This is a genomic window from Peribacillus kribbensis DSM 17871 (assembly GCF_000430765.1).
Classification (GTDB): Bacteria; Bacillota; Bacilli; order Bacillales; family DSM-1321; genus Paraperibacillus; species Paraperibacillus kribbensis.
Genome location: NZ_AUMQ01000030.1, coordinates 35,824 through 56,851, shown reverse-complemented (window position 1 = coordinate 56,851; position 21,028 = coordinate 35,824). Strand labels below are relative to the sequence as shown.

Below are 21,028 nucleotides of genomic sequence, written 5' to 3'. Positions count from 1 at the left end.
CCTGGAGTTATTCCGTTATCATTATATAAGTATATGCTTATTTATTGAAATTTGGAAAGTAAAGGAGTCACTGCAAGACACGGGCAGCGCTCTCCCCTGCAAATAAAACAGCGGCAATAAGGAAATGTTCCTTATTGCCGCTGGATTCATACGTTTAAATATACTTCCGATGAACACCCTTGCCCTCATAACTGAACACGATATTCCTTCCCTCAAAAACACTCTCCATGTGGACCGTCCTTCCCCAAAGCTGATGCAGGTACGGCAGCACTTTTTCTAGGTATTTAACATCCAGTTCAATATCCTCATACCAATGCTTCAAATACAGCTCCCCATTTTTTAAATAATCCCCGTCATTGACGGTTATATAAGGAAAACCGCCATTCACGCGCATGCCTACAAGCTGGTCCCTGACATGCTCCCATTCCTTGTCAACCACTTTGTATTCCTTGCCCTGTTTTTGGAAGAGATACATATCCTCGCGCATGACGAGATCTTTGGTCAGGTAATTTCTTAGGAAGGAAATATCTGATTCAATCTCCCTCACTTCGAACATTTTTTCCCGGCCAGATCCCTCTTTAACGCCTCTTTCCTTCATTTGCTTGGTCGGCTTATCATACCGCTCTTCAATGTCTTCAAATATCTTAAGCCCCAGATAATAGGGATTAATACTGGTTTTAGAGGGCTGTACGACTCCGGCGTTCAGCTTGGCAAATTCAATTGATTCGGAGCTGGTAAGGTCAAGCTCCCTTAAAATCCTCTGATGCCAGTAAGAAGCCCATCCTTCGTTCATGATTTTAGTTTCGAGCTGAGGCCAGAAATACAGCATTTCTTCCCGCATCATCGTAAGAATATCACGCTGCCAATCCGTCAGTTCGCGGCCGTACTGTTCTATGAAAAGAAGAACATCTTTCTCAGGCTGCGGTGGGAATTTTTTTATTTTTTTCTTATCTTGATTATTCTTGCCCCTCTCATCTATAGACCATAAATCATCATAAGGAGTTGCTGGGCGGGCATCATCATCCTCTTCTTCTACAGCATCCTTCAGGGTCCATGAAAGCTTGGGCCTCATGAGGGAAGGATCAATATGCTCCTCCACGGCAAGAACTGCATCAAGAAAAGATTCCACCTCGTCCTTCCCATGCTCTACCTCATACTGCCTGACCCGGTCAGCCGTCGCAGCCATACTCTCTACCATATCCCGCTTCGTATTCTGGAACCGGATATTATTCTTGAAAAAATCACAGTGAGCAAGCACATGAGCCACAATCAGCTTATTCTGGATCAGCGAATTCGAATCCAGCAAAAACGCATAGCAGGGATCCGAATTGATCACAAGCTCGTAAATCTTGCTTAATCCTAAATCATAATGCAGCTTCATCTTATGAAACTGCTTGCCGAAACTCCAATGGGAAAAACGAGTAGGCATTCCATAAGCACCAAATGTATAAATAATCTCAGAAGGACAGATCTCATAGCGCATCGGATAAAAATCCAGCCCAAAACCTGTAGCAACCTCCGTTATCTCATCAATCGCATACTCAAGGGCCCTTTGATCAACCTCTTTCAACAGCCTCTCCCCCTCTTCTCTCCTTACCACAATGTATGTGAAAAGATAGAGATAATACCACTAAAAGCGGAAAGCGGTGCCTTCCTAATGTTACTAGTCAGAAGAATAATGCTGCTGAAAACCATTAGGAAATTAACCTAAGAGGAAGGCAGACACCTGACAGGCATAAGACAAGCGGCACTAAAAGGCGCTTTTTGCCTTTAAGTGGCGATTGGCTTATGACCGAAGGTGTCAGCTTGGAGCTGGATACCTAAAAGCGGAGAACGGTGCTTTTCGAATAAAACAAATGTAAAGCAGGATGATGTATAGCTTTTTTAAAAACACGACTCTTTGAAAAGCAGCCTTCCGACTAGCATAAGACGGGGTGGCTATGGGAAGTGCTTTTCCTTCCCATAGACAGCCTGGCTTATGACGGGAGGGAGGCAGTTCGCAGCTGGATAATACCACTAAAAGCGGAAAGCGGTGCCTTCCTAATGTTACTAGTCAGAAGAATAATGCTGCTGAAAACCATTAGGAAATTAACCTAAGAGGAAGGCAGACACCTGACAGGCATAAGACAAGCGGCACTAAAAGGCGCTTTTTGCCTTTAAGTGGCGATTGGCTTATGACCGAAGGTGTCAGCTTGGAGCTGGATACCTAAAAGCGGAGAACGGTGCTTTTCGAATAAAACAAATGTAAAGCAGGATGATGTATAGCTTTTTTAAAAACACGACTCTTTGAAAAGCAGCCTTCCGACTAGCATAAGACGGGGTGGCTATGGGAAGTGCTTTTCCTTCCCATAGACAGCCTGGCTTATGACGGGAGGGAGGCAGTTCGCAGCTGGATAACCCTAAAAGCGGAGAACGGTGCTTTTCAAAAGCGGACAAGTACGCAGCAGGATGTACATTAGATTATTTTCATTTTAATAACAATTATTGAAAAGCAGAGACCTGAAAAGCATAAGATGAGCGGGCCGTGGGAAGCGCCCTCCTTCCCATGGACTGATTGGCTTATGCTCGAGGGTCTCAGTTCGGAGCTGGATAACCCTAAAAGCGGAGAACGGTGCTTTTCGAATAAAACAAATGTAAAGCAGGATGATGTATAGCTTTTTTAAAAACACGACTCTTTGTAAAGCAGCCTTCCGACTAGCATAAGACGGGGTGGCTACCGCATATGGCCTCATTTGGACAACTTTGAACCCTAAAAGCTGTCCGTATGCGAGGGCCTTTCGGACAGCTTCTCCTGCCGAACCATTTCAAATACCGTCTTCATACCTAATTCCAAATGCCGCCCCATGCACACATACATGCACACATATTGGTATCTCCCGGCCATCCAGTCATTAAAATTCCCTGCCAGCAGCCATTCTACTCAGCCAAAAATAAGCAATGCCCTTTTGCCGGGATGTCAACATTTTCTGTGAAAGCATTGCAAACAACCGCATACACTAGTAACAACTCCTTTAAAGGAGGAACCAACATGGGTAAAGTGGATTATGATCGTGCTTTGTATTATACTCACCGATCTGAGTGGGATAATCTCCTTATTTTGATGGTGAGGACCAAGGATCAATTTTTATCCAAGAAAATTGAGATGTTCCTTCACTCCTACCATTTTGAGAAGGATTATTCCATTATTGAAAAGCACCTTTACGGGCTGCTGAGATATATTGATCATGCTTCAGCGCAGTTAACCGGCTCCATTGCTTTATACGGGTGATCTTCATGCTTCTTCGGCATCCGAGCTTAAGCTGCTTCATATAAATGAGTTGGCACTCCCTTATGCCTCGTTTGCGAAGGAAAGCCAATTTAAAAAAACTCAGCTGGACCGGAGCCAGCTGAGTTTCATTTTATAGATAGCGGGAGATTGCAGGAAGGCCGATAAATGCGCTTTCGAGCTCTTTTATCTTTTCTTCTGCTGCTGCCCTGGATGAGTCTTTCACACCAAAGTAGAATTTGATCTTTGGTTCAGTGCCCGAAGGTCTTAGGCAGATCCATGATCCGTCTTCCAGGAAGTATTTCAGTACATTGGACTTCGGAAGGTGGATTTCATCTTCTGTCTTGTTCTCAAGATCATAACGCAGGCTCTGCTTATAATCCTCCATAGCCGTTACCTTGAGGCCGATCAGTTCCTCTGGCGGGCTCTGGCGGAAAGAGGATAAAATCTCCTGGATCTGCTGTGCCCCGTCTTTTCCTTTCAATGTCAGTGAACGAAGTCCCTCAAGGAATGTTCCATACTTTTCAAATATCTGCAGGAGGGCTTGGTACATCGTCATTCCCTGCTCTTTATAAAACGCGGCCACTTCCGCGGCAAACAGGACGGCCTGGACAGCGTCTTTGTCTCTCGCAAAATCACTGATTAAATAGCCATAGCTTTCCTCATATCCAAAAAGGAAGCTGTGATCTTTTGTTTCCTCATAGCCTTTGATTTTTTCAGCGATGAATTTGAAGCCGGTCAGGACATCCTCGGAGGCCATTCCATAGGCTTCAGCAATAGCCTTGCCGAGATCTGAGGTCACGATGGTTTTCAAAACAATGCCATTGGCAGGGAGAGTGCCTTTTTCCTGCTTTTGGGAAAGCAGGTATTCCAGAAGGATGGCGCCGGTCTGATTTCCTGTCAAAACCTTGTATTCCCCGCTCTCATCCTTTACTGCAACCCCAAGGCGGTCAGCATCCGGATCTGTCGCAATGAGGATATCCGCATCCACGTCTTTGCCTTTTTTGATCGCCAGTTCAAATGCTGCATGCTCTTCAGGATTAGGAGAGGCCACTGTGGAAAAGTTTGAATCCGGCTCTGCCTGCTCGTCCACAATGTAGACATTCTTAAAGCCCATAGATTCAAGTCCTCTCCGTACTGGCAGGTTCGCAGTTCCGTGAAGCGGTGTAAATACAATTTTGATATCTGATTTTTTTGCGAGCTCTGGATTCTGAGAGATGGTCATCAGTTTCTGATTATAAGCTTCGTCCAGCTCGCTGCCCACGATTTTAATCAGCCCTGCTTCCTTAAGCCCTGACTCTTCTTTCACCGAAATGGTCAATTCATTTTCAATGCTGTTTACATGGCGGATGACTTCATCAGCTTGAAGCGGCGGCAGCTGGGCTCCATCCGGCCCGTATACTTTGTATCCGTTATATTCCGGAGGATTGTGGCTGGCCGTCACCACGATGCCTGCATAGGCATTCAATTCCCTGACTGCAAAAGAAAGTTCAGGTGTCGGTCTGAGGCTGTCAAATAAATATACCTGAATTTCGTTGGTAGCCAGGGTTTTGGCTGCCTCCATGGCAAATTCGGGAGACTTGCGTCTGGAATCATACGCAATGACAACTCCCCTTTTTTTCGCTTCGTCCCCAAAAGAAGCGATATAACGGGAAAGTCCTTCAGTGGCTTTGCGGACCGTATAGATATTCATTCGGTTTGTCCCGGCTCCGATTTCCCCTCTCATGCCTCCTGTGCCGAATTCCAGGTTCTTATAGAAGGCATCCTCCAAGCTTTTCTCGTTTTCCTTTAGGATTGCAAGCTCACCTTTTATTTCCTCGTCCAGTCCAGAAAAGGTCTCCCATTGCGAAGCTGTTGTTTTGTAATCCATCCAAATCATCTCCCAGTATAAATCGTTTTCATATTGTCTATTATCCTATATAAGTGCTCATTTGATAAAGCAGAAACCCCTTAAAAAAGGAAAGAAATTAGAATGCCAGGAAGAATGGTGGAATCCACCCTTCCCAGCCGGTCATTTCTTTTTATACTGAACTTTATACACATCATGGCGGCGGTCTTTCAACTGATTGACTGTTCCAGACTGGCGCTGGCGGCGGAGGATCTCAAGATCAACATCCCCAATCATCACCATTTCAATATTCGGATTGGTCTCCCCGACAATGCCATCTCTTGCAAATTCAAAGTCTGAAGGAGCAAAGATTCCCGATTGGGCATATTGAATATCCATATTTTCTGTTTGCGGCAGATTTCCGACCGTCCCGGAAATGACGGTATAAATCTGATTTTCCACTGCCCTGGCCTGGGCGCAGTATCGCACGCGCAGATATCCCTGCCGGTCCTCCGTGTTGAATGGCGTGAAGATAATCTTCGCCCCCATGTCTGTAGCGATGCGGGCAAGCTCCGGAAACTCGATATCGTAGCAGATTTGGATGGCAATCTTTCCGCAGTCGGTGTCAAATACCTTGACTTCGTCTCCAGGGCTGATTCCCCACCACTTTCTTTCGTTCGGTGTAATATGAATTTTATATTGTTTCTCAATGGTTCCGTCTCTTCTGAAGAGATAGCCGATATTATAGATATTATCATCGTCCTCCATGACAAAATGGGAGCCGCCGATAATATTAACGTTATACCTTACTGCGAGATCTGTGAACAATTCAATATACTGCTCTGTATACTCCGTGATTTTCCTTACCGCCATGCTCGGCGTTTTTTCGCTGAGGAAGGACATAAGCTGGGTGGTAAATATTTCTGGAAAAACAGCAAAATCGGCACCCGCATCTGAAGCTACATCCGTAAAATATTCTACCTGGTTCGCAAAATCATCAAAGGATTCAATCTGGCGCATCATGTACTGCACCACACAGATCCTGACAGGCTGCGATGTCTTGAAGAATCTGTTTGTTTTCGGGTGATAGTCAATATTGTTCCATTCCATCAATGTCGCATATTTCCCGGATTGCTTGTCGTCAGGCAGGTAATTGGGATTGATCCTCATCAGTCTGAATTCATTGAGGAGCTGGAAGGACAGCACAGGATCATAAATTTTATGAAGGATGACTTCCTGAACATATTCCCGCGGGGTATATTCAGCAGCAAATTTGTGGTAATTAGGAATTCTTCCTCCGATGATGATGCTCTTCAGATTCAACTGTCTTGCAAGTTCTTTTCTCGCTTCGTACAGCCGGTGGCCGATCTTCATCCTGCGGAAATCCGGATGGACCATGACTTCGATGCCATACAGATTATATCCGTCTGGGTTATGGTTGGTAATATATCCGTTGTCGGTGATATCATCCCATGTATGGCGGTCATCATATTCATCAAAGTTAATAACCAGGCTGGAGCAGGATCCAATAATTTTGCCCTCGAATTCCGCACAGAACTGCCCTTCCTGAAATAAATCCAGGTGACTTTCCAGGTGCTCCCGCTTCCATGGAGTCATTCCAGGAAAACACAGCTGCTGCATTTCCAGGATTTCATCTATATCCTCTAACTTTATATTTCGTATAATCAGCTTTTTTTCAAATTTATGCAAATCAAGCTCATTCATTATTTTTCTCCCCTTAAATCTTTAAAGTTCTTCATAAATACATTAAATACCCCCTGCAGGGATGATTAAAACTATGCAAAAAGATGGCATCCATACTATAATTAGACTTTCCTTTAAAGCGTTTTTTATTGACTCAGTTTCGTACTATCATTCATACATAGAATATGACCTTCCATCCTCTTTCGGCCTGATCTTACAATGACAAAAAAAAAGACGCCCTGCACGGCAGGACGCCTTTAAAGTTCCGTGTCTATTTATCATGTCAAATAAGCAGCTGATTAGCAGGAGCAGTGAATAAATTCAAATCTTTTGCTGGATTATGTAAATAGCTGAATTGATCGAAGGAAAGCGGAAAATAGATTCCGTACTTATTCAGCAGACTGGCATTGGTAAAAAAAAGCTCCTCCAAACGGTCTTCAGCACAATCCAGGTTATCCAGGTTCATTCTCTTTTTTTCAAGGACTGTCAAAATGACATTCAAGCTGGTCATTACATGAAAAGCATCTTTCAAGGTACCGAAATAATCATATGTCTTTGTCGTCGTCTGTAAAACACCCATCTCTTTAAACTTCATAATGTCTTTTTTGGTAAAATAAAGCGGGAAAACTGATTCATAAAAAAATTGGACAAGTTCAGCAATTTCCTGTTCCTGTTCAGTCGTAGAAGCATAAACCACTCTCACGAAAAAAACCACCCTTAAGCATATTCCTGTTTTTTCTGTATATTAAGATTCCTTTTTTCAGGATAACATAAAACCATTCAAAAGTAGGGTGGAAATTTAAACCACATGGGAATTTTATAGTCAAATAGACTCTAAAACCTGGTATATATCTGGTTATTTATTGACTTGTTCAGGAAAGGAGCGGCAGCATGATAAAGGCAGTAAAAAAAGGCCCGATACTCGAAATAACAGTGCCCAAAAAATGGGCGGGCATCACACTGAATCATCTCTTCCAGGATGACTGGCATGCACCTAAGAAATTGGTCCACGAATGGAGGATGTCCAGGACCGCCGGAATTAAGGGGCGTACAGAAGGATGGGAAGCCCCTCTTTCACCAGGTGACATCATTCAGCTCCCTCTTTTCTATTCAGAGCAGCCCCCCGATTTTGCTGAATTTATGGACATAGATGTTCTGTATGAGGACGATTTTGTGCTTGTTCTAAATAAACCGGCAGGTATGGATACGCATCCCTCCCAGCCGGGAGACAAAAACTCGCTGCAGAACGCAGCTGCCTTTTACTTGATGATGAAAGGTGAACCCATCCTTCCCTTTCACATTCATAGACTGGATAAAGATACGACTGGAGCCATATTATTCGCAAAGGATCGTTTATCAGCTGCTATTCTCGACCAGCAGCTGGAAAAAAGAGAAGTGAAACGGACCTACCTTGCCCTGGTGCACGGTCTTATGAAAAAAAAGCAGGGTACCATCAAAGAGAAAATCGGGAGTGACCGCCATCATGGTTCAAGAAGGCGGGTTTCTGCTTCAGGAAAAGATGCAGTTACCCATTATGAGGTGGTTAAGCTCTTCCCGGAAAAAAATATGACGCTTGTCAAGTGCCGGCTCGATACAGGCAGGACCCATCAAATCCGGGTGCATTTAAGCTTTATCGGGCACCCTCTTGCAGGGGATGTCTTATACGGAGGCAGGCCCATACTTCCCCGGCAGGCTCTTCATGCCTGGAACCTGAGGTTTCCGCATCCTCTAACGGAGGAATGGATCGAGGTGCATGCGCCTGTTATGGATGGGATAATCCCAGAGGAACAAAACTAAAAAACTGGATGGCAGCAAAAAAGGATCCTCATGCTGGATCCTTTTTTGCTGTTTGCATAACCTCGCCTGCAGTCCTATTGTTCAGTTATTTAATGGGTTTTACAGCTTCTTCACAAATGGCAAACGCTTACATTATTTAGCTATCTTGTACCTGTCAGTCTTAAAGGATAATACCTCTGACGCAGGCTGCATTTTTTTCCCGTATACCTCTTCTGCTTTATGGCAATGTATCTCCGAATATATCTCTCTCATTTTCGAATAAATCCATTCCTCGCTTTTTCTCTGGGGTGCCCAGCAATAAATTTCCATGTCATTCAGTTCATCGGTTATCACATGCCTCCGCTGATACAGAATGGTGCCTGCCCGTTTAAAGCCGTTGCGTTCATAAAACTGGATCCGTTTTTTGGAATCCTTATCTGTGTCATTCTCTGGTTCTACTTCCAGCAGGATGGGTTTATTTTTCTTTTTTAAACGGCTGATCAGGGAACTGCCCATCCCGTTTCCCCGGTATCGCCCGCTGATCAGAATATAATCCACAAAAATAAAATCTTCCTTTTCCTGATAAATCAGTACATATTCCGGCCCTGCATCACGCTTATATGTTTCATTATCTGCAAATAGCTGCAGCATCTGCTGCTCTGATTTCATCTCTCTTTCCGGAAAGTATTCCCTAAGCTTCGCATACCAATCGGCCATAGTAAGGTGCACTCCTTAAAATGTTTTTTCACTTTTTACATACCTTTTATATCCAAAAAGTAAACCTCTTACATTTTGAAGTTTAGAATTTAGAAAAAAAGGAAATATAATCCTCGTTATCTATCTTTTACTTTATAAAAAGGCAGGGACTGTGGGATGGCAAATAATCAGGATGGAAAAGTAACGGCAATACTCGGGTGGAGTCTGCCCGCTATCGAGGCAATCGATAAACTGGACAGGCCATACGTGGTTGTAGGCCCTCCAAGCTTCCAGGAGTTTGCGGATAAGAATGGGATCCAGTTCATACCCTGGGATTTTGAGCAGCTGAATGAGCGCTCCATTGAACTCTCAGAAAAGCTTGCAGCTTTAAATACAAAGGTGGCTGTACCGATTTATGAGGAGACCGTAGAATGGGCGGGGGCTGTAAACGCTTATTTAAATGACGATCCCCGGATTTTCAATCGTTCACTTCTCTTAAGAGATAAAGGTCTGATGAAGCGCAAGGCACAGATGGCCGGCATAAGAGTCGGAGTTTTCGAAGAGGCCTACACGAAAGACGATGTGTTCCGCTTTTTAAAGCGAATGAATGAAGCCTTGATTAAAATGGACGGGGATGTGAATGATCCCATCCATGTTAAGCCTCTCAATAAGGCTGGAACTGTAGGACACCGTCTAATCCGCGATGCGCATGATATTGATTTAATGAGCGAGCAGGAGTTTCCATGTTTGATGGAAAGCCATCTTGATGGCCAGGAATTCTCCTGCGAAGCCTTTATCCATGAAGGAAAAATCATGTTCTTAAATATTACGGAATATGTCCAGCTTGGCCATTCCAACTTCATTCCAGCCTCCCCGGCCCTTGAAGAGTGGCGGCCGCAAATCCACCAGGAGGTGCAGAAGCTTGTCGATGCTTTTGAAATTAAGTATGGAGTGATTCACCCCGAATATTTCATCGCAGCTGACGGTACGCTTAACTTTGGCGAAGTTGCCGCACGGGTTCCGGGCGGACACATTTTTGAATTAATTGAACGCGCTTACGGCTTCAGCGCTTTTCAGGCACAAATCCTCTGCAGCGATCCCGAGACTGCCCAGGAGGAGCTCCAGGATTTCTTCCCTGAGGAGGTTACGTCTGCAAAAGGCTATGCCGGAAGCCTGATGGTATATCCCCGCGTAAAACTGATCGAAAAGCTTAATGTACCTGAGGAGCTCAAATCCAATCCATATTTTGAGCGTCACGATATGTTCATTCCTGTCACCTCAAAGGTTGCAGAACGAGTCGGCTTCGGGAACCATTACGGGACCATCTTCTTCTTCGGCCAGGACAGCGAGAAAATGCGCGGCCTTTTGAAGCAGTATGAAAAATATGACTTCTATCTATAAGAAACCTGCTTGGAAACTGTTTTTAAAAATACGATTGCCAAGGATAAAACATTTATTTACCACAAACCATCCAACTTTACTTATAGCGAATGGAGGACATGAACCAATGGGCACTGAAACTATGAGTGTGGCCGAAAAATTCCAAGCAGCCCTTGAATCTCTGCAGCAGGCGAAGCCGTTTGCAAAAAGCATGTATCAAACCAATGTTTTTCAATTGGCCATTGAGCTGGCAGAAACCGATGAGGGACTCGATATTCTTTATCAGCAAGCTCCGATGTTTGACGAAGCCGGCGTATTCCACAGCGGTCCGTGGGAAGATGCTTCCAAACTCCAGCCGCCGCTTGTAGGAGGCTCCCTTAAGGTAAAAGGCGTAAACTCAATCATCGAGCTGTTAAGTGAAATGAGAATGCTCTCCATTGCAAAAGGAGACTATGAACATAGCAGTCTATCCCAGGAAGAAGCTAAATCGTTCCTGAACGAAGTACTTGCCCTGAATCTCGACCTTCTTTTCCCTCCTGAAACAGAAGCCGCGCGTGTAGAAGGCGGAGAGCATATGCAGCGCGCAGAGAGGCTTTTTAAATACTTAGGTTCTGAGCTTTCCTATAATGCAATAGCTGATAAAATTGTAGGAGAAATTGAACGCCTGACTGTACAGCGGCCGATCATGGTCGACAAGATCAAGCATATGATCGTTATGGCAAAAAATATGGTGGATTCCAATATTGATGAAGCGGTCAAAGGGTCACTCAAGAAATTCCAGAAAGCCATCGATGCACCTACACCTTTGAGCGAAGAAGCCGAAGGGATCCGCGAATATCAGAGCAGCTTAAGAAATATGGAGGCATCAGATCTGGAAAGTGAAGCAAAAAGCTTTGCCTCTTCCATTCGTGAAACCGGGCTTGTATCACCCTACCATGCAACCTTTATCCGATTTATTAACCGGGCAGATCCCGGCTTGATTCCAGCAGCTCTTGGTTTATCTGAAACAGGCACCGCGAGCTTTAATCAACAGAAGGATTTAGTGCATGACATCATCCTTCTGGCCATATTCCCGCAGACGTGCCAGGCCATTTATGGTCTCGGAAAAATGCTCGACAGGGGTGTGCTGACCCAGGATCCAATTGTTCCGGCTCTCCGCCGCTTATTGGAGCTTGATATTCACCAGAGGGTCAAAAGGGTCCTGTTAAAACCTGAATTCAGGAAAGCAGGCATTTCCGCAAACGGCATTCTTGTTGCTGGAACGATCAGTGCTCTCGGACAGCCCCTCGGGGTTGGCCAGGGTTTAAATCCTACATGTCAATCTGCAAGGGCAATCAGTCTTTGGGCCCAGCATGGAATCGGCCAGCTTCTTGAAAACATTGCCCGAGGAGCCCGCGACAATGATATCGACATGACTTTTGAAGGAGAGGTCATCCACTCCAGCGAACTGGAGGATGGTGTCGCCGGCGGAGACATCCACCAGGATTTAGATCCTGTTTCCAAGGTCCTAGTCCCGCATCTGGATAAAATCTACAATGAAATGATGAAGAAAACTCTTTTGCGCGGAGAAGACGGCCATAAATGGGTGAATCCTGAATTTTATGGAGAATGGATCCCTAGAGGCTTCTTGAATTTGATTGATCCTATAACCGGCTATGTAACCGAGTTTGACGCATTTGTCCGATTGTTTTATGCCACCCATCATCCCGACTATAACGAAGGCTACCAATTGATTTATCCGAACCCGGTGGGTATTTATATCACAAATGTTCACGCAAGCCTGCTCGGGCTCCATGCAGTCTCCATCCAGCGTATTGCTGAGGATCCGTCAGGGGAATACAGGATTTATTTCTACAATCCTAACAATGACAGCGGGCAGAATTGGGGGCAGGGTATTGAACCGAGCGTAGCAGGAAATGGAGAAAATGAGGGCGAAGCCTCTCTTCCGTTTCACCAATTTGTCTCCCGTATGTATGCCTTCCACTATAACCCGTATGAACAGGGCGATACCTATATGGTCGAGGACAGCATCGTCGAGGAAATTAAAAATATTGCGAAGGAAAGCTGGGGCGAATCCTATACATGGGCTGAATAAAAGCCAAACTTTATATGGCGGCAAAAGGGTTCAGAATGAGACCATTCTGAACCTTTTTCTTTTTCTTTTTATAGGAACAAAGGAATTTTCTTTAACTGCTTTGGCAAGTCTTCTTACAGGAGACTTGCTTTTTTTAATCAAGAAAAACATAATTTAGGAATTATCAGAAAATTCTCCTGTAGATTTTCTCTGCGTGATGTCTATAATATAATAACCTTCCAACTGAAAGGAACGAATTCTAATGGGCCTGAACCAATTCCGGGAGGAAGAACTCCCTTATCTGATAAACCTATTCATAACGGGAAATGGGCCCCATCGCATTCGCAATCAGATTCTTGCTAAAGCCCATGAACTCCTCCACAGCCGTTCAGGAATGGAAATTCTTTATAATCATGCTCCCGAGCTGGACCGCCATCATTTCTTTTCGGGCACTCCCTGGCATGATATAAGAAGTCTGAATCCTCCACTTGTCAGAGGCACTTTGGAAGCAGATACAGCAGACTCAGCCGCAGAAGTTATCAGCAATCTTAGGATTCTCGCAATTGCCCTGGGCGCATACAGCCATCACACAGTTTCGCCGGGGGAAGCCCAGCTTTATCTTGATAAAGTGATCGCACTGAATATAGATCTTCTTTTTGAAAAGGAAACAGAAGAAGCAAGAGTTAAACAAAAGGGGCAAAGGCATCCCGGACGGCTCATGATGGAGTTTATTACGAAACGGTATTCCAGCCTCGAAGTCTTAAACTCAATCATAGAAGAAATAGAAAAACTGGAAGTACAAAGGGGAATTACAACAGCGAAGATCGAGTCCCTGATTTATTCCGGCCTGGAAATGCTGGATAAGGGCCGTGACTGTCCCGAAAAATTCATCAAGTATGCAAAAGCAGTGAGTTCTCGTTCCGCCTCTTTTTTGACTAAAGAAGAATTCAAGATGGAGGCCCTGCACTGCAGTAAATCCATGCTGGATACAGGAATTGTGTCAGCAAGCCACGTGTCCCTGATCCAATTTATTAATGTTCAGTACCCGGATCTTCTCCCTGATGCCCTGGGTTTGACTTCATGGGGAAGGGATAACCTTCAGAAGAATATCCCTCTTATCAAAAAACTGATAACTTCTGCGGTTACTGTGGATACAAAACAGACAGTTTATGCTTTATCAAGAATGCTGGAAAGAGACATTTTGACGGATGAGATGGTTTCCCTTCTTGAATTGCTCCTGATCACGGCTCCCTGCTCCTCTGTTAAACATCGTTTAGAACTCATATATAGAAATGAGAAAAATGCTGATATTCACGCACATCTTGTTTCAGGCATCATTCTGGTTCTGGGCCAGCCGCTTGGTGTCGGGCAGGGGTATAATCCATCCTGCCAATCGACACGGGCAATCAGTTTCTGGTCTCAGACGGACCCCGTCCATTTGGCTAGGCTTTATCTCAAAGCCATTTCTGACAATGAAATCAGCCTCTTCTTCGAGGGGAGCCTCCTTCTCTCCTCCCAATTAAGAATGGAAGAATTAAATTATTCGATCCCAATGGACCCGGTTTCAATCGTTCTGCTCCCGCATCTTAATGCCCTGTATGGGGAGTGTCTGAGGCTGGCAGGATCCCGGGATGAAGATCCCCATAAATGGGTCAATCCTGCTTTTTATGGCCCTGGAGTATTGGCTGGATTTGCTGATTTGCACAGCTGCCCTTCCTTTTTGACTCTTTTTTATCGATACTACCATCCAGCCTCCTTAGAAAACATCCAGCGCATGCTTCCGCAGCCAGCCGGGATCTTGATTTATGATAGGGACGAGAAAGCATTGGGAGCTCATGCAATTCTGATTCAAAGAGTAGCTCCAGACCCTGAGGGAAATATAAGAGTTTATTTTTATAATCCGAATAACGACAGCTCACAGGTTTGGGGCCGGGATATGGAAGTTCAGGTGCAGGGACATGGCGAACTGCCTGGCGAGGCTTCCCTGCTTTATTACCACTTCACTAGATGCTTGTATGCATTTCATTACTAATCATTCAAAAAAGAGGCTATTCCTCAGGGTAATGCCAGAAGAACAGCCTCTTTCTTATTTATTCCTTTTTAAAACTCTGTAAAGCTTCCTTAATTGCCTTCCCGCCATTTATAAGATCGAAGGACGCATTGTATACGGCTTCCTCATCAAGGGCCGCCATGATCGTACTGGCCACATCATCCCGTGATATCGTTCCCCGCTCAAGGTTTTCAGCTGCTTCAATCAATCCTGTCCCCGGCTCATTCAAGAGTCCTCCCGGACGGATAATTGTATAAGTCAGATTACTCTGTTCCAGAACCTTGTCCGCATAATGCTTTGCGACGTAATATGGCTTTATATCCTGATTCCAATTTTCCCTCTTATGTGCCTGAAAGGCACTGACCATGATAAAGCGGCGGATACCTGCCTGCTCAGCGGCTTCTATTGATTTTACTGCTCCATCCAAATCAATCAGAAGAGTTTTATCGTAGCCTGTTTTCCCGCCTGATCCTGCGGTAAAGATGACGGCATCGCAGCCTTCCATCGCCTTTGCCAGCTCCTCAGGCTTCCCTTCTAAATCTGCAAAAACAGCCTCTGCGCCAATTCCTTCAAAGTATTCTGCCTGTTCCTGTTTCCTGACCATAGCACGGACTGAATGATCCTGATTTTCACTGAGCAGCCGCATAAGATGCTGCCCGATCTGCCCATGGGCTCCTATCACTAACACCTTCATGGATTATGCCTCCCCTTCTCTCGGCCAAGCGATATCGGCCGCGAACTTTCCTGTTTATTTTTATACAATCCCGAAATATTATCAGCCTTGTATCAGCTTTGGGACATTATTAAGACATTCTTTTTCCAATACCCTGTCATTCCCTTCCTATAAACATACAGAGAAGGATGGAATATTTTGAATTGACACTACTATTTGAAGTACTCCACTATTGGATAGTCACCTTTAACCAAAACGATAATAGTTTTTAATACATTCTTACACAGCAATACAAATTGAGAGAACCTGTTGATTGGAGTGGAAGGTGCGAAGACTCCTTGATCCAGCTGCGAGACTTTAGACCCTCGAGTCATAAATCAAACAGGCCATGGGAAGGAAAACGCTTCCCACGTCCTGCTCGCCTTATGCTTGTCGGGTCTCTGCTTTTCAACATGTGATATTTTCTAATTAATTTACATGTTCATCCTTCCCTCCATTTATATGGTTAGAAAAGCACCGTTCTCCGCTTTTCTCAGCGGGATTAGGGACAGGTGAGACCCCGCAGGCGCTTGCGGCGAGGAGGCTCACCGCCCGCCCCGCGGAAAGCGAAGCATCTGGAAAGGAGATCAACAGCTCTTTTAAATGATCATACCAGTCTGTTTTAGGAATTCTTACTTATCGTAGTTTAATATTGATTTAAAATTCTATAAACCATAACAAATCCAAGTAATCCTTATCAGTATAAAATCTGTTACCTTCTCTCCCGGCAGCATGGGAGAAAAAGTGCCTTTTTTCCTTATAAACTAAAAATAAATCTGCGACTTTTGAAATAGAAGAAGGTATTTTAGGTCTTCTTGTCTAACTAGGAGGATGATAGACTTTTATGGTTTGGGGGAGGGAACAGAATGGATTATCAATCTAGTTTGATTGGTAAAAAAATCAAAAAAAACAGCAGGCACTTGGCCGAAAAAACCATGGAAGTTCCAATCGGGGGGATTATTTGCAGCCTTATCAATATTAAAATCAGCGACAGGGACTCTCTGCTTGAAGAAATGTTTTATCATATCGGGGATTATATGATTTCCCGGGATATAGAGGTTAGAAATTCCCTGGCATCCTGGGCGGATGTCCTCGGGCAGAAGGCAATCAGTTCTGATGTCTCGCTTGATCTATTAACTTCTTTTGGATCATGCATCCGTTCAATTCTTTTAGACCTTCTTGAGGAAGAAGCCGCGTCCATGCGGATTTCCACAAAGGCTCTCTTTGATGTCATCCGCCAGGCTGATTCATTAATTGAACTTGTGGCGGGGACCATTACAAAGCTGTACATAGACCGCTTTTCCACGACCAAATTCGCATTGGATGAATCAACCGAGGATCTTAATATAACGCTAAAGGAGCTGGCAGATTTTAAAAATGCCTTAAATGAGGCAACCATCTTTGCCATCACTGACAGCCTGGATGTGATTACCTATGCGAATGAAAAGTTTTGCGAGATTACTAAATATTCAAGAGCAGAGCTTATTGGCCAGGAGCATGAAATTCTAAATTCCGGCTTTCATCCTCCCTCTTTTTTCAAGGAAATTCGAAAGTCCATTACAGAGGGCAAGCCCTGGAAAGGAGAGATTTTGAATAAAGCGAAGGATGGGACGCTCTATTGGGTGGATACCACAATTGTCCCCTTGACAGACATCCATGGAAAAACCTATCAGCATCTATCGATTCAGTATGATATCACCGAGAAGAAGCGTACAGAAGAAATGCTGAGGAAGGCGGAGAAGCTTTCACTTGTCGGTGAATTGGCAGCCGGAATTGCCCACGAAATAAGGAATCCCCTTACAACCGTTAAAGGCTTTGTCCAGCTCCTTAGCACGTCCCATTCTGAAAAAAAGCTGCTGTATGCCGATACCATCCTTGAGGAGGTAGACCGCATTAATTTTATCGTCAGTGAATTCATGGTATTTGCTAAGCCTCACGCCACTAATTACAGTGAATGCAGCGCACCTGAAATTCTCCGGAGCGTCATCAAGCTTCTTGAAGCCGAGGCTGCATTAAATGCAGTGATTATCAGCAGCGACCTGCCTGACGAGAACATTTACATATATGGAGAAAAGAATCAATTAAAGCAGGTATTTTTAAATATTATTAAAAATGGAATTGAGGCACTTCCGAATGGCGGAAATATTATCGTCTCAGCCGCCAAGACTTCTTCTGAAATGATCATCTCAATCAGGGATACCGGGATTGGTATGACACCAGAGCAAGTCAAAAAGCTTGGCGAGCCATTTAATACAACCAAGGATTCCGGCAATGGGCTCGGCCTTATGGTCAGCTATAAAATTATCCAAAACCACCAGGGAAGAATATTAGTACATAGCGAGATCAACAAAGGAACCACCTTCCAGATCATTTTTCCTGCTGTCAATGGGAATCAGATTGTGAATTGATTGATTCATATGTAAAATTGGAGCAGTCCTCCAGCCTGGAATTAAACTTCATTCTTAATGAAAAATGTTCTTTTTGTAAACATAGTCACTCGTTTACAAAAAGAGCATTTAGGTTAACGTAATTTATTTAGCTGAACAAGCTGTCTTTTTACAGCCAGGACTGCCTCCAAGTTTTCTTCTTCATCACTCAGCAATTCAGCGAGCTTCAGTTCCAGGAGAATTTTCTCATTGGTACGCTCCTGTTCCCTGGCATCCCTTTTTTCATACTTTTCCCATTCTTTATAGCCGCCTGTGAAATCCTGTAAGTTCCCTTGATTGATGTGAAGAACCCTGTTGGACACTTTGCGCAGCAGATACGGATCGTGAGAGACCATGACCACTGAGCCGTGATACCCCATCAGGGCCTCTTCAATCTGTTCTCTCGCATGAATATCGAGATAGTTGGTCGGCTCATCGAGGACAAGAAGGTTCGCGTCGGAGAAATACAGCTTTACAAAGGCAACCCTGCACTTTTCTCCCATACTGAGCGACTCAATTTTTTTAAAAACATCATCTCTTCTGAATAAAAAGCATGCCAGGATGGTCCTTGCTTCTTCCTGGGTCATTTCTTTTATACCCAGGATTTCTTCAAGGATGGTATTTTCTTTTGACAGTCCCTCAAGCTCCTGCATAAAATAGCCAATTTTGAGCTGGGGATTCAGGATAATGATTCCCTTATCCGGCACAAGTCTTCCAGATAATAGCTTAAGCAGGGTAGTCTTTCCTGAACCATTCCGGCCGGTTACGGCTATCCTTTCTCCGCGATGGATATATAAATGAATGTTTTCAAATAAAGGAGACTCATTATAAGAGAATGTTACATCCTTGAAAGCAGCCATCTGCTTCCCGTCAAATGACTCGCTTTCAAACCCGGCTTCAATTTTCTTTTTTTCCCTCGGCTTTTCAATCCGGGCCTGGTCCAATTTCTCAAGCGCCTTCTCCTTTGCCTTTACCTGTGCTGCCTGCCTGCCCGCCTGCTTTTGGGCGTAAGGATCCCTGACACTCGCTGCACCGGATGCCTTTTGATAGTACTGCTTATATTGCTGGATGATTTCAATCAGCTTTTTACGCTCCTGCTGCTGCTTCTGATAAAGCGATTGAGCAGTTTTGATTTCCTCATCCTTCAAGGTACGATATGCCGAGTACCCTCCATCATAGCGATGTGTGCCTGTTTCGGTAAGTTCATATACAGCCGTAGCAGTCTTATCAATAAACTCCCTCTCATGCGAGATAAATAACACGGTGCCCCTGTATTCATTCAGCCAGCCTGCCAGCCACTCCACTGATTCAACATCCAGGTGGTTGGTGGGCTCATCCAGGATCAGGAGCTTAGGCCTCAATACCATCAGCCTTGCGAGCTTTACCCGGGTTTTCTGCCCTCCGCTCAAGGATGAATAGAGATTTCCCCAGAGATCTTCGCTTACTTTTAATTCTTTTAAAATACGCTCTATGGATAGCTCCCAGTCATATCCATTTACATCACTGTACTGCTGGAGAAGATCATTATATTCCTCAATAAAGAGTTCGTCCCCGCTTCTTTCCGTCCATTGGGTGTTTAATTGCTCAATTCTTTCCTTCAGTCTGGAACAGGTTTCATTGCCTTCCCGCATAAAATCCATGACAGTTCCTTCAAAAGGATGATCGTCATCCAGCATGAGGCCTATTTCCTCCGCGGACAGCTCCCTGGATATCGTCCCTTTCGCTATCGGCAGCCTGCCCAGTATAGCAAGCAGAAAAGTGGTTTTTCCAATTCCATTGCTCCCAATCAAAGCAATCCGCTCTCCCTGGCGGATATGAAGGGCTGCATTTTCTATAATTTTCATTCCGTTCAATTCTACGGTAACATTTTCGGCTTTTATCAAACTCATATCGATTCCTCCCGTCTTTCTTGTTTTTCCTTAAAAAAGGGAAAAAGCACAGGCTCTGCCTGTGCTTGGTTTGATTAGACGGGTAATATGCCTATGCAAAAAAATGCAAAAGGCTTCCATTACATGAGGTGATGTGATCTAAAAATAGACATATTGGTCCCGCTGCTCTGACCACAGGCAGAGTACTTTATTGCTATAAAATTCACAGCTAAAAAGTTATCGGATATCCATAGCGTCTATTTTAGATGCCTCCTCACGTTTGTTATTTCTATTATATACAAATCCCCTAATAAAGGATACCTTTTTCCATTTTTAGCTTCCCATTTTATCCGGTCTCCGGCAGGAAGCTTTATTTTTTCTAATGTGTTTATATGGCAGGTATAGGGGAAAGTTTTAGATAAAAGGCAAGTAATCCTTTGTAATACCTCCCGGAAATGTAAAGCTTATGTAAATATACGAAATTTTCTGTCCCCTGAATGTTAAGATTGTGTAAATTTTTTGTCGAAAGCTATCTTTTTTGTCGACGGATTATATAAAATAAGTTTGCAAATACTAGCATTACAATTCTTTGGATGAAAAAACGGGGGTAAATAGTATGGTTTTTAAATCAAAACAGGATAAGTTTGCAGCACTGCTTATTAATATTTCGGAAAACCTTAAAGTAAGCGCGGATTATTTCGCCGACTTCAAGCTGAATAACATCAGCGACCTTAAGGTATTTTCAGACACCATGAAAGATTATGAGCACAAAGGCGATTCCTTTGTCCATGAAACTATCAAGGAATTAAACAATGCTTTTATTACTCCAATCGAGCGTGAGGATATTCTCCTTCTTTCGATGACAATGGATGATGTACTGGATGGACTTGAAAGTACATCTGCCCTATTTGAGATGTATTCAGTCATTAATGCTGATGAATACATGCTGAAATTTGTGGATGCGATTAAAGATTGTGCTTATGAAATCGAGAAGTCCGTCAGCCTCTTAACGAATAAAAAGAAGTTCACTCAGATCCGCGAGCATGCAATTAAAATTAAGGATCTGGAGTCACACTGCGATACCATCCTTAGACAATCCATAAAAAATCTGTTCACAGTTGAAAAGGATCCGATCCGCATTATTCAATATAAAGAGATTTATGAAAATCTTGAAGATATTGCAGACAACTGTCAATCAGTCGCCAATGCACTTGAAACCATTGTCATGAAAAATGCGTAAGGAGCTTTA

Annotated in this window: 14 protein-coding genes; 7 read left to right on the top strand and 7 right to left on the bottom strand. The window is 44.0% G+C overall.

What is annotated here, in order from left to right:
• Positions 1-154: 154 nt before the first annotated feature.
• Positions 155-1,570 (bottom strand): SpoVR family protein, encoded by a 1,416-nt coding sequence (locus H539_RS0104725; RefSeq protein ID WP_026692580.1) that lies wholly within the window; start codon positions 1,568-1,570, stop codon positions 155-157.
• 1,458 nt (positions 1,571-3,028) lie between these two features.
• Between H539_RS0104725 and H539_RS0104710 the strand changes: the two genes are divergently transcribed.
• A complete protein-coding gene (locus tag H539_RS0104710) occupies positions 3,029-3,268 on the top strand; it encodes a YhdB family protein (protein ID WP_026692579.1) in 240 nt (79 codons plus the stop codon).
• Positions 3,269-3,398: 130 nt separating this feature from the next.
• Here the strand turns inward: H539_RS0104710 and H539_RS0104700 are convergent, their stop codons facing one another.
• The 3 genes from H539_RS0104700 to H539_RS27730 form a co-directional block, all read right to left on the bottom strand.
• The gene (locus H539_RS0104700) at positions 3,399-5,135 is read right to left on the bottom strand and encodes a phospho-sugar mutase (protein ID WP_026692578.1); all 1,737 of its coding nucleotides are present in this window, start codon (positions 5,133-5,135) and stop codon (positions 3,399-3,401) included.
• A 141-nt stretch (positions 5,136-5,276) separates the two neighbouring features.
• Positions 5,277-6,821: a bifunctional GNAT family N-acetyltransferase/carbon-nitrogen hydrolase family protein gene (locus H539_RS0104695; protein ID WP_155889942.1), complete on the bottom strand. Its 1,545-nt coding sequence runs from the start codon at positions 6,819-6,821 to the stop codon at positions 5,277-5,279.
• Between the two features lie 259 nt (positions 6,822-7,080).
• Positions 7,081-7,500, bottom strand: coding sequence for a DUF5365 family protein (locus tag H539_RS27730; protein WP_051348436.1), 420 nt, complete (start codon positions 7,498-7,500; stop codon positions 7,081-7,083).
• 188 nt (positions 7,501-7,688) lie between these two features.
• Here H539_RS27730 and H539_RS0104685 point away from each other — a divergent pair, with 188 nt between their 5' ends.
• Entirely contained in the window at positions 7,689-8,594 is a 906-nt protein-coding gene (locus H539_RS0104685) for an RluA family pseudouridine synthase (RefSeq protein WP_026692576.1), read from the top strand.
• Between the two features lie 132 nt (positions 8,595-8,726).
• Here the strand turns inward: H539_RS0104685 and H539_RS0104680 are convergent, their stop codons facing one another.
• Positions 8,727-9,290: a GNAT family N-acetyltransferase gene (locus H539_RS0104680; RefSeq protein WP_035321938.1), complete on the bottom strand. Its 564-nt coding sequence runs from the start codon at positions 9,288-9,290 to the stop codon at positions 8,727-8,729.
• A 156-nt stretch (positions 9,291-9,446) separates the two neighbouring features.
• On the opposite strand from H539_RS0104680, the gene H539_RS0104675 reads away from it, so the two are divergent.
• The 3 genes from H539_RS0104675 to H539_RS0104660 all read left to right on the top strand — a co-directional run bounded on the left by H539_RS0104675 (position 9,447) and on the right by H539_RS0104660 (position 14,755).
• Entirely contained in the window at positions 9,447-10,670 is a 1,224-nt protein-coding gene (locus tag H539_RS0104675) for an ATP-grasp domain-containing protein (RefSeq protein WP_026692574.1), read from the top strand.
• Between the two features lie 106 nt (positions 10,671-10,776).
• Positions 10,777-12,744: a hypothetical protein gene (locus H539_RS0104670; RefSeq protein WP_026692573.1), complete on the top strand. Its 1,968-nt coding sequence runs from the start codon at positions 10,777-10,779 to the stop codon at positions 12,742-12,744.
• A 241-nt stretch (positions 12,745-12,985) separates the two neighbouring features.
• The gene (locus H539_RS0104660; protein ID WP_026692572.1) at positions 12,986-14,755 is read left to right on the top strand and encodes a hypothetical protein; all 1,770 of its coding nucleotides are present in this window, start codon (positions 12,986-12,988) and stop codon (positions 14,753-14,755) included.
• 58 nt (positions 14,756-14,813) lie between these two features.
• Here the strand turns inward: H539_RS0104660 and H539_RS0104655 are convergent, their stop codons facing one another.
• Positions 14,814-15,467, bottom strand: a complete 654-nt coding sequence (locus H539_RS0104655; RefSeq protein WP_026692571.1) for an SDR family oxidoreductase — start codon at positions 15,465-15,467, stop codon at positions 14,814-14,816.
• An 884-nt stretch (positions 15,468-16,351) separates the two neighbouring features.
• Between H539_RS0104655 and H539_RS0104650 the strand changes: the two genes are divergently transcribed.
• Entirely contained in the window at positions 16,352-17,893 is a 1,542-nt protein-coding gene (locus tag H539_RS0104650) for an ATP-binding protein (RefSeq protein WP_026692570.1), read from the top strand.
• A 113-nt stretch (positions 17,894-18,006) separates the two neighbouring features.
• Here H539_RS0104650 and abc-f read toward each other — a convergent pair whose 3' ends face one another.
• Positions 18,007-19,800, bottom strand: a complete 1,794-nt coding sequence (gene abc-f / locus H539_RS0104645) for a ribosomal protection-like ABC-F family protein (RefSeq protein WP_026692569.1) — start codon at positions 19,798-19,800, stop codon at positions 18,007-18,009.
• 595 nt (positions 19,801-20,395) lie between these two features.
• Between abc-f and H539_RS0104640 the strand changes: the two genes are divergently transcribed.
• The gene (locus tag H539_RS0104640) at positions 20,396-21,019 is read left to right on the top strand and encodes a DUF47 domain-containing protein (protein WP_026692568.1); all 624 of its coding nucleotides are present in this window, start codon (positions 20,396-20,398) and stop codon (positions 21,017-21,019) included.
• Positions 21,020-21,028 lie beyond the last annotated feature (9 nt).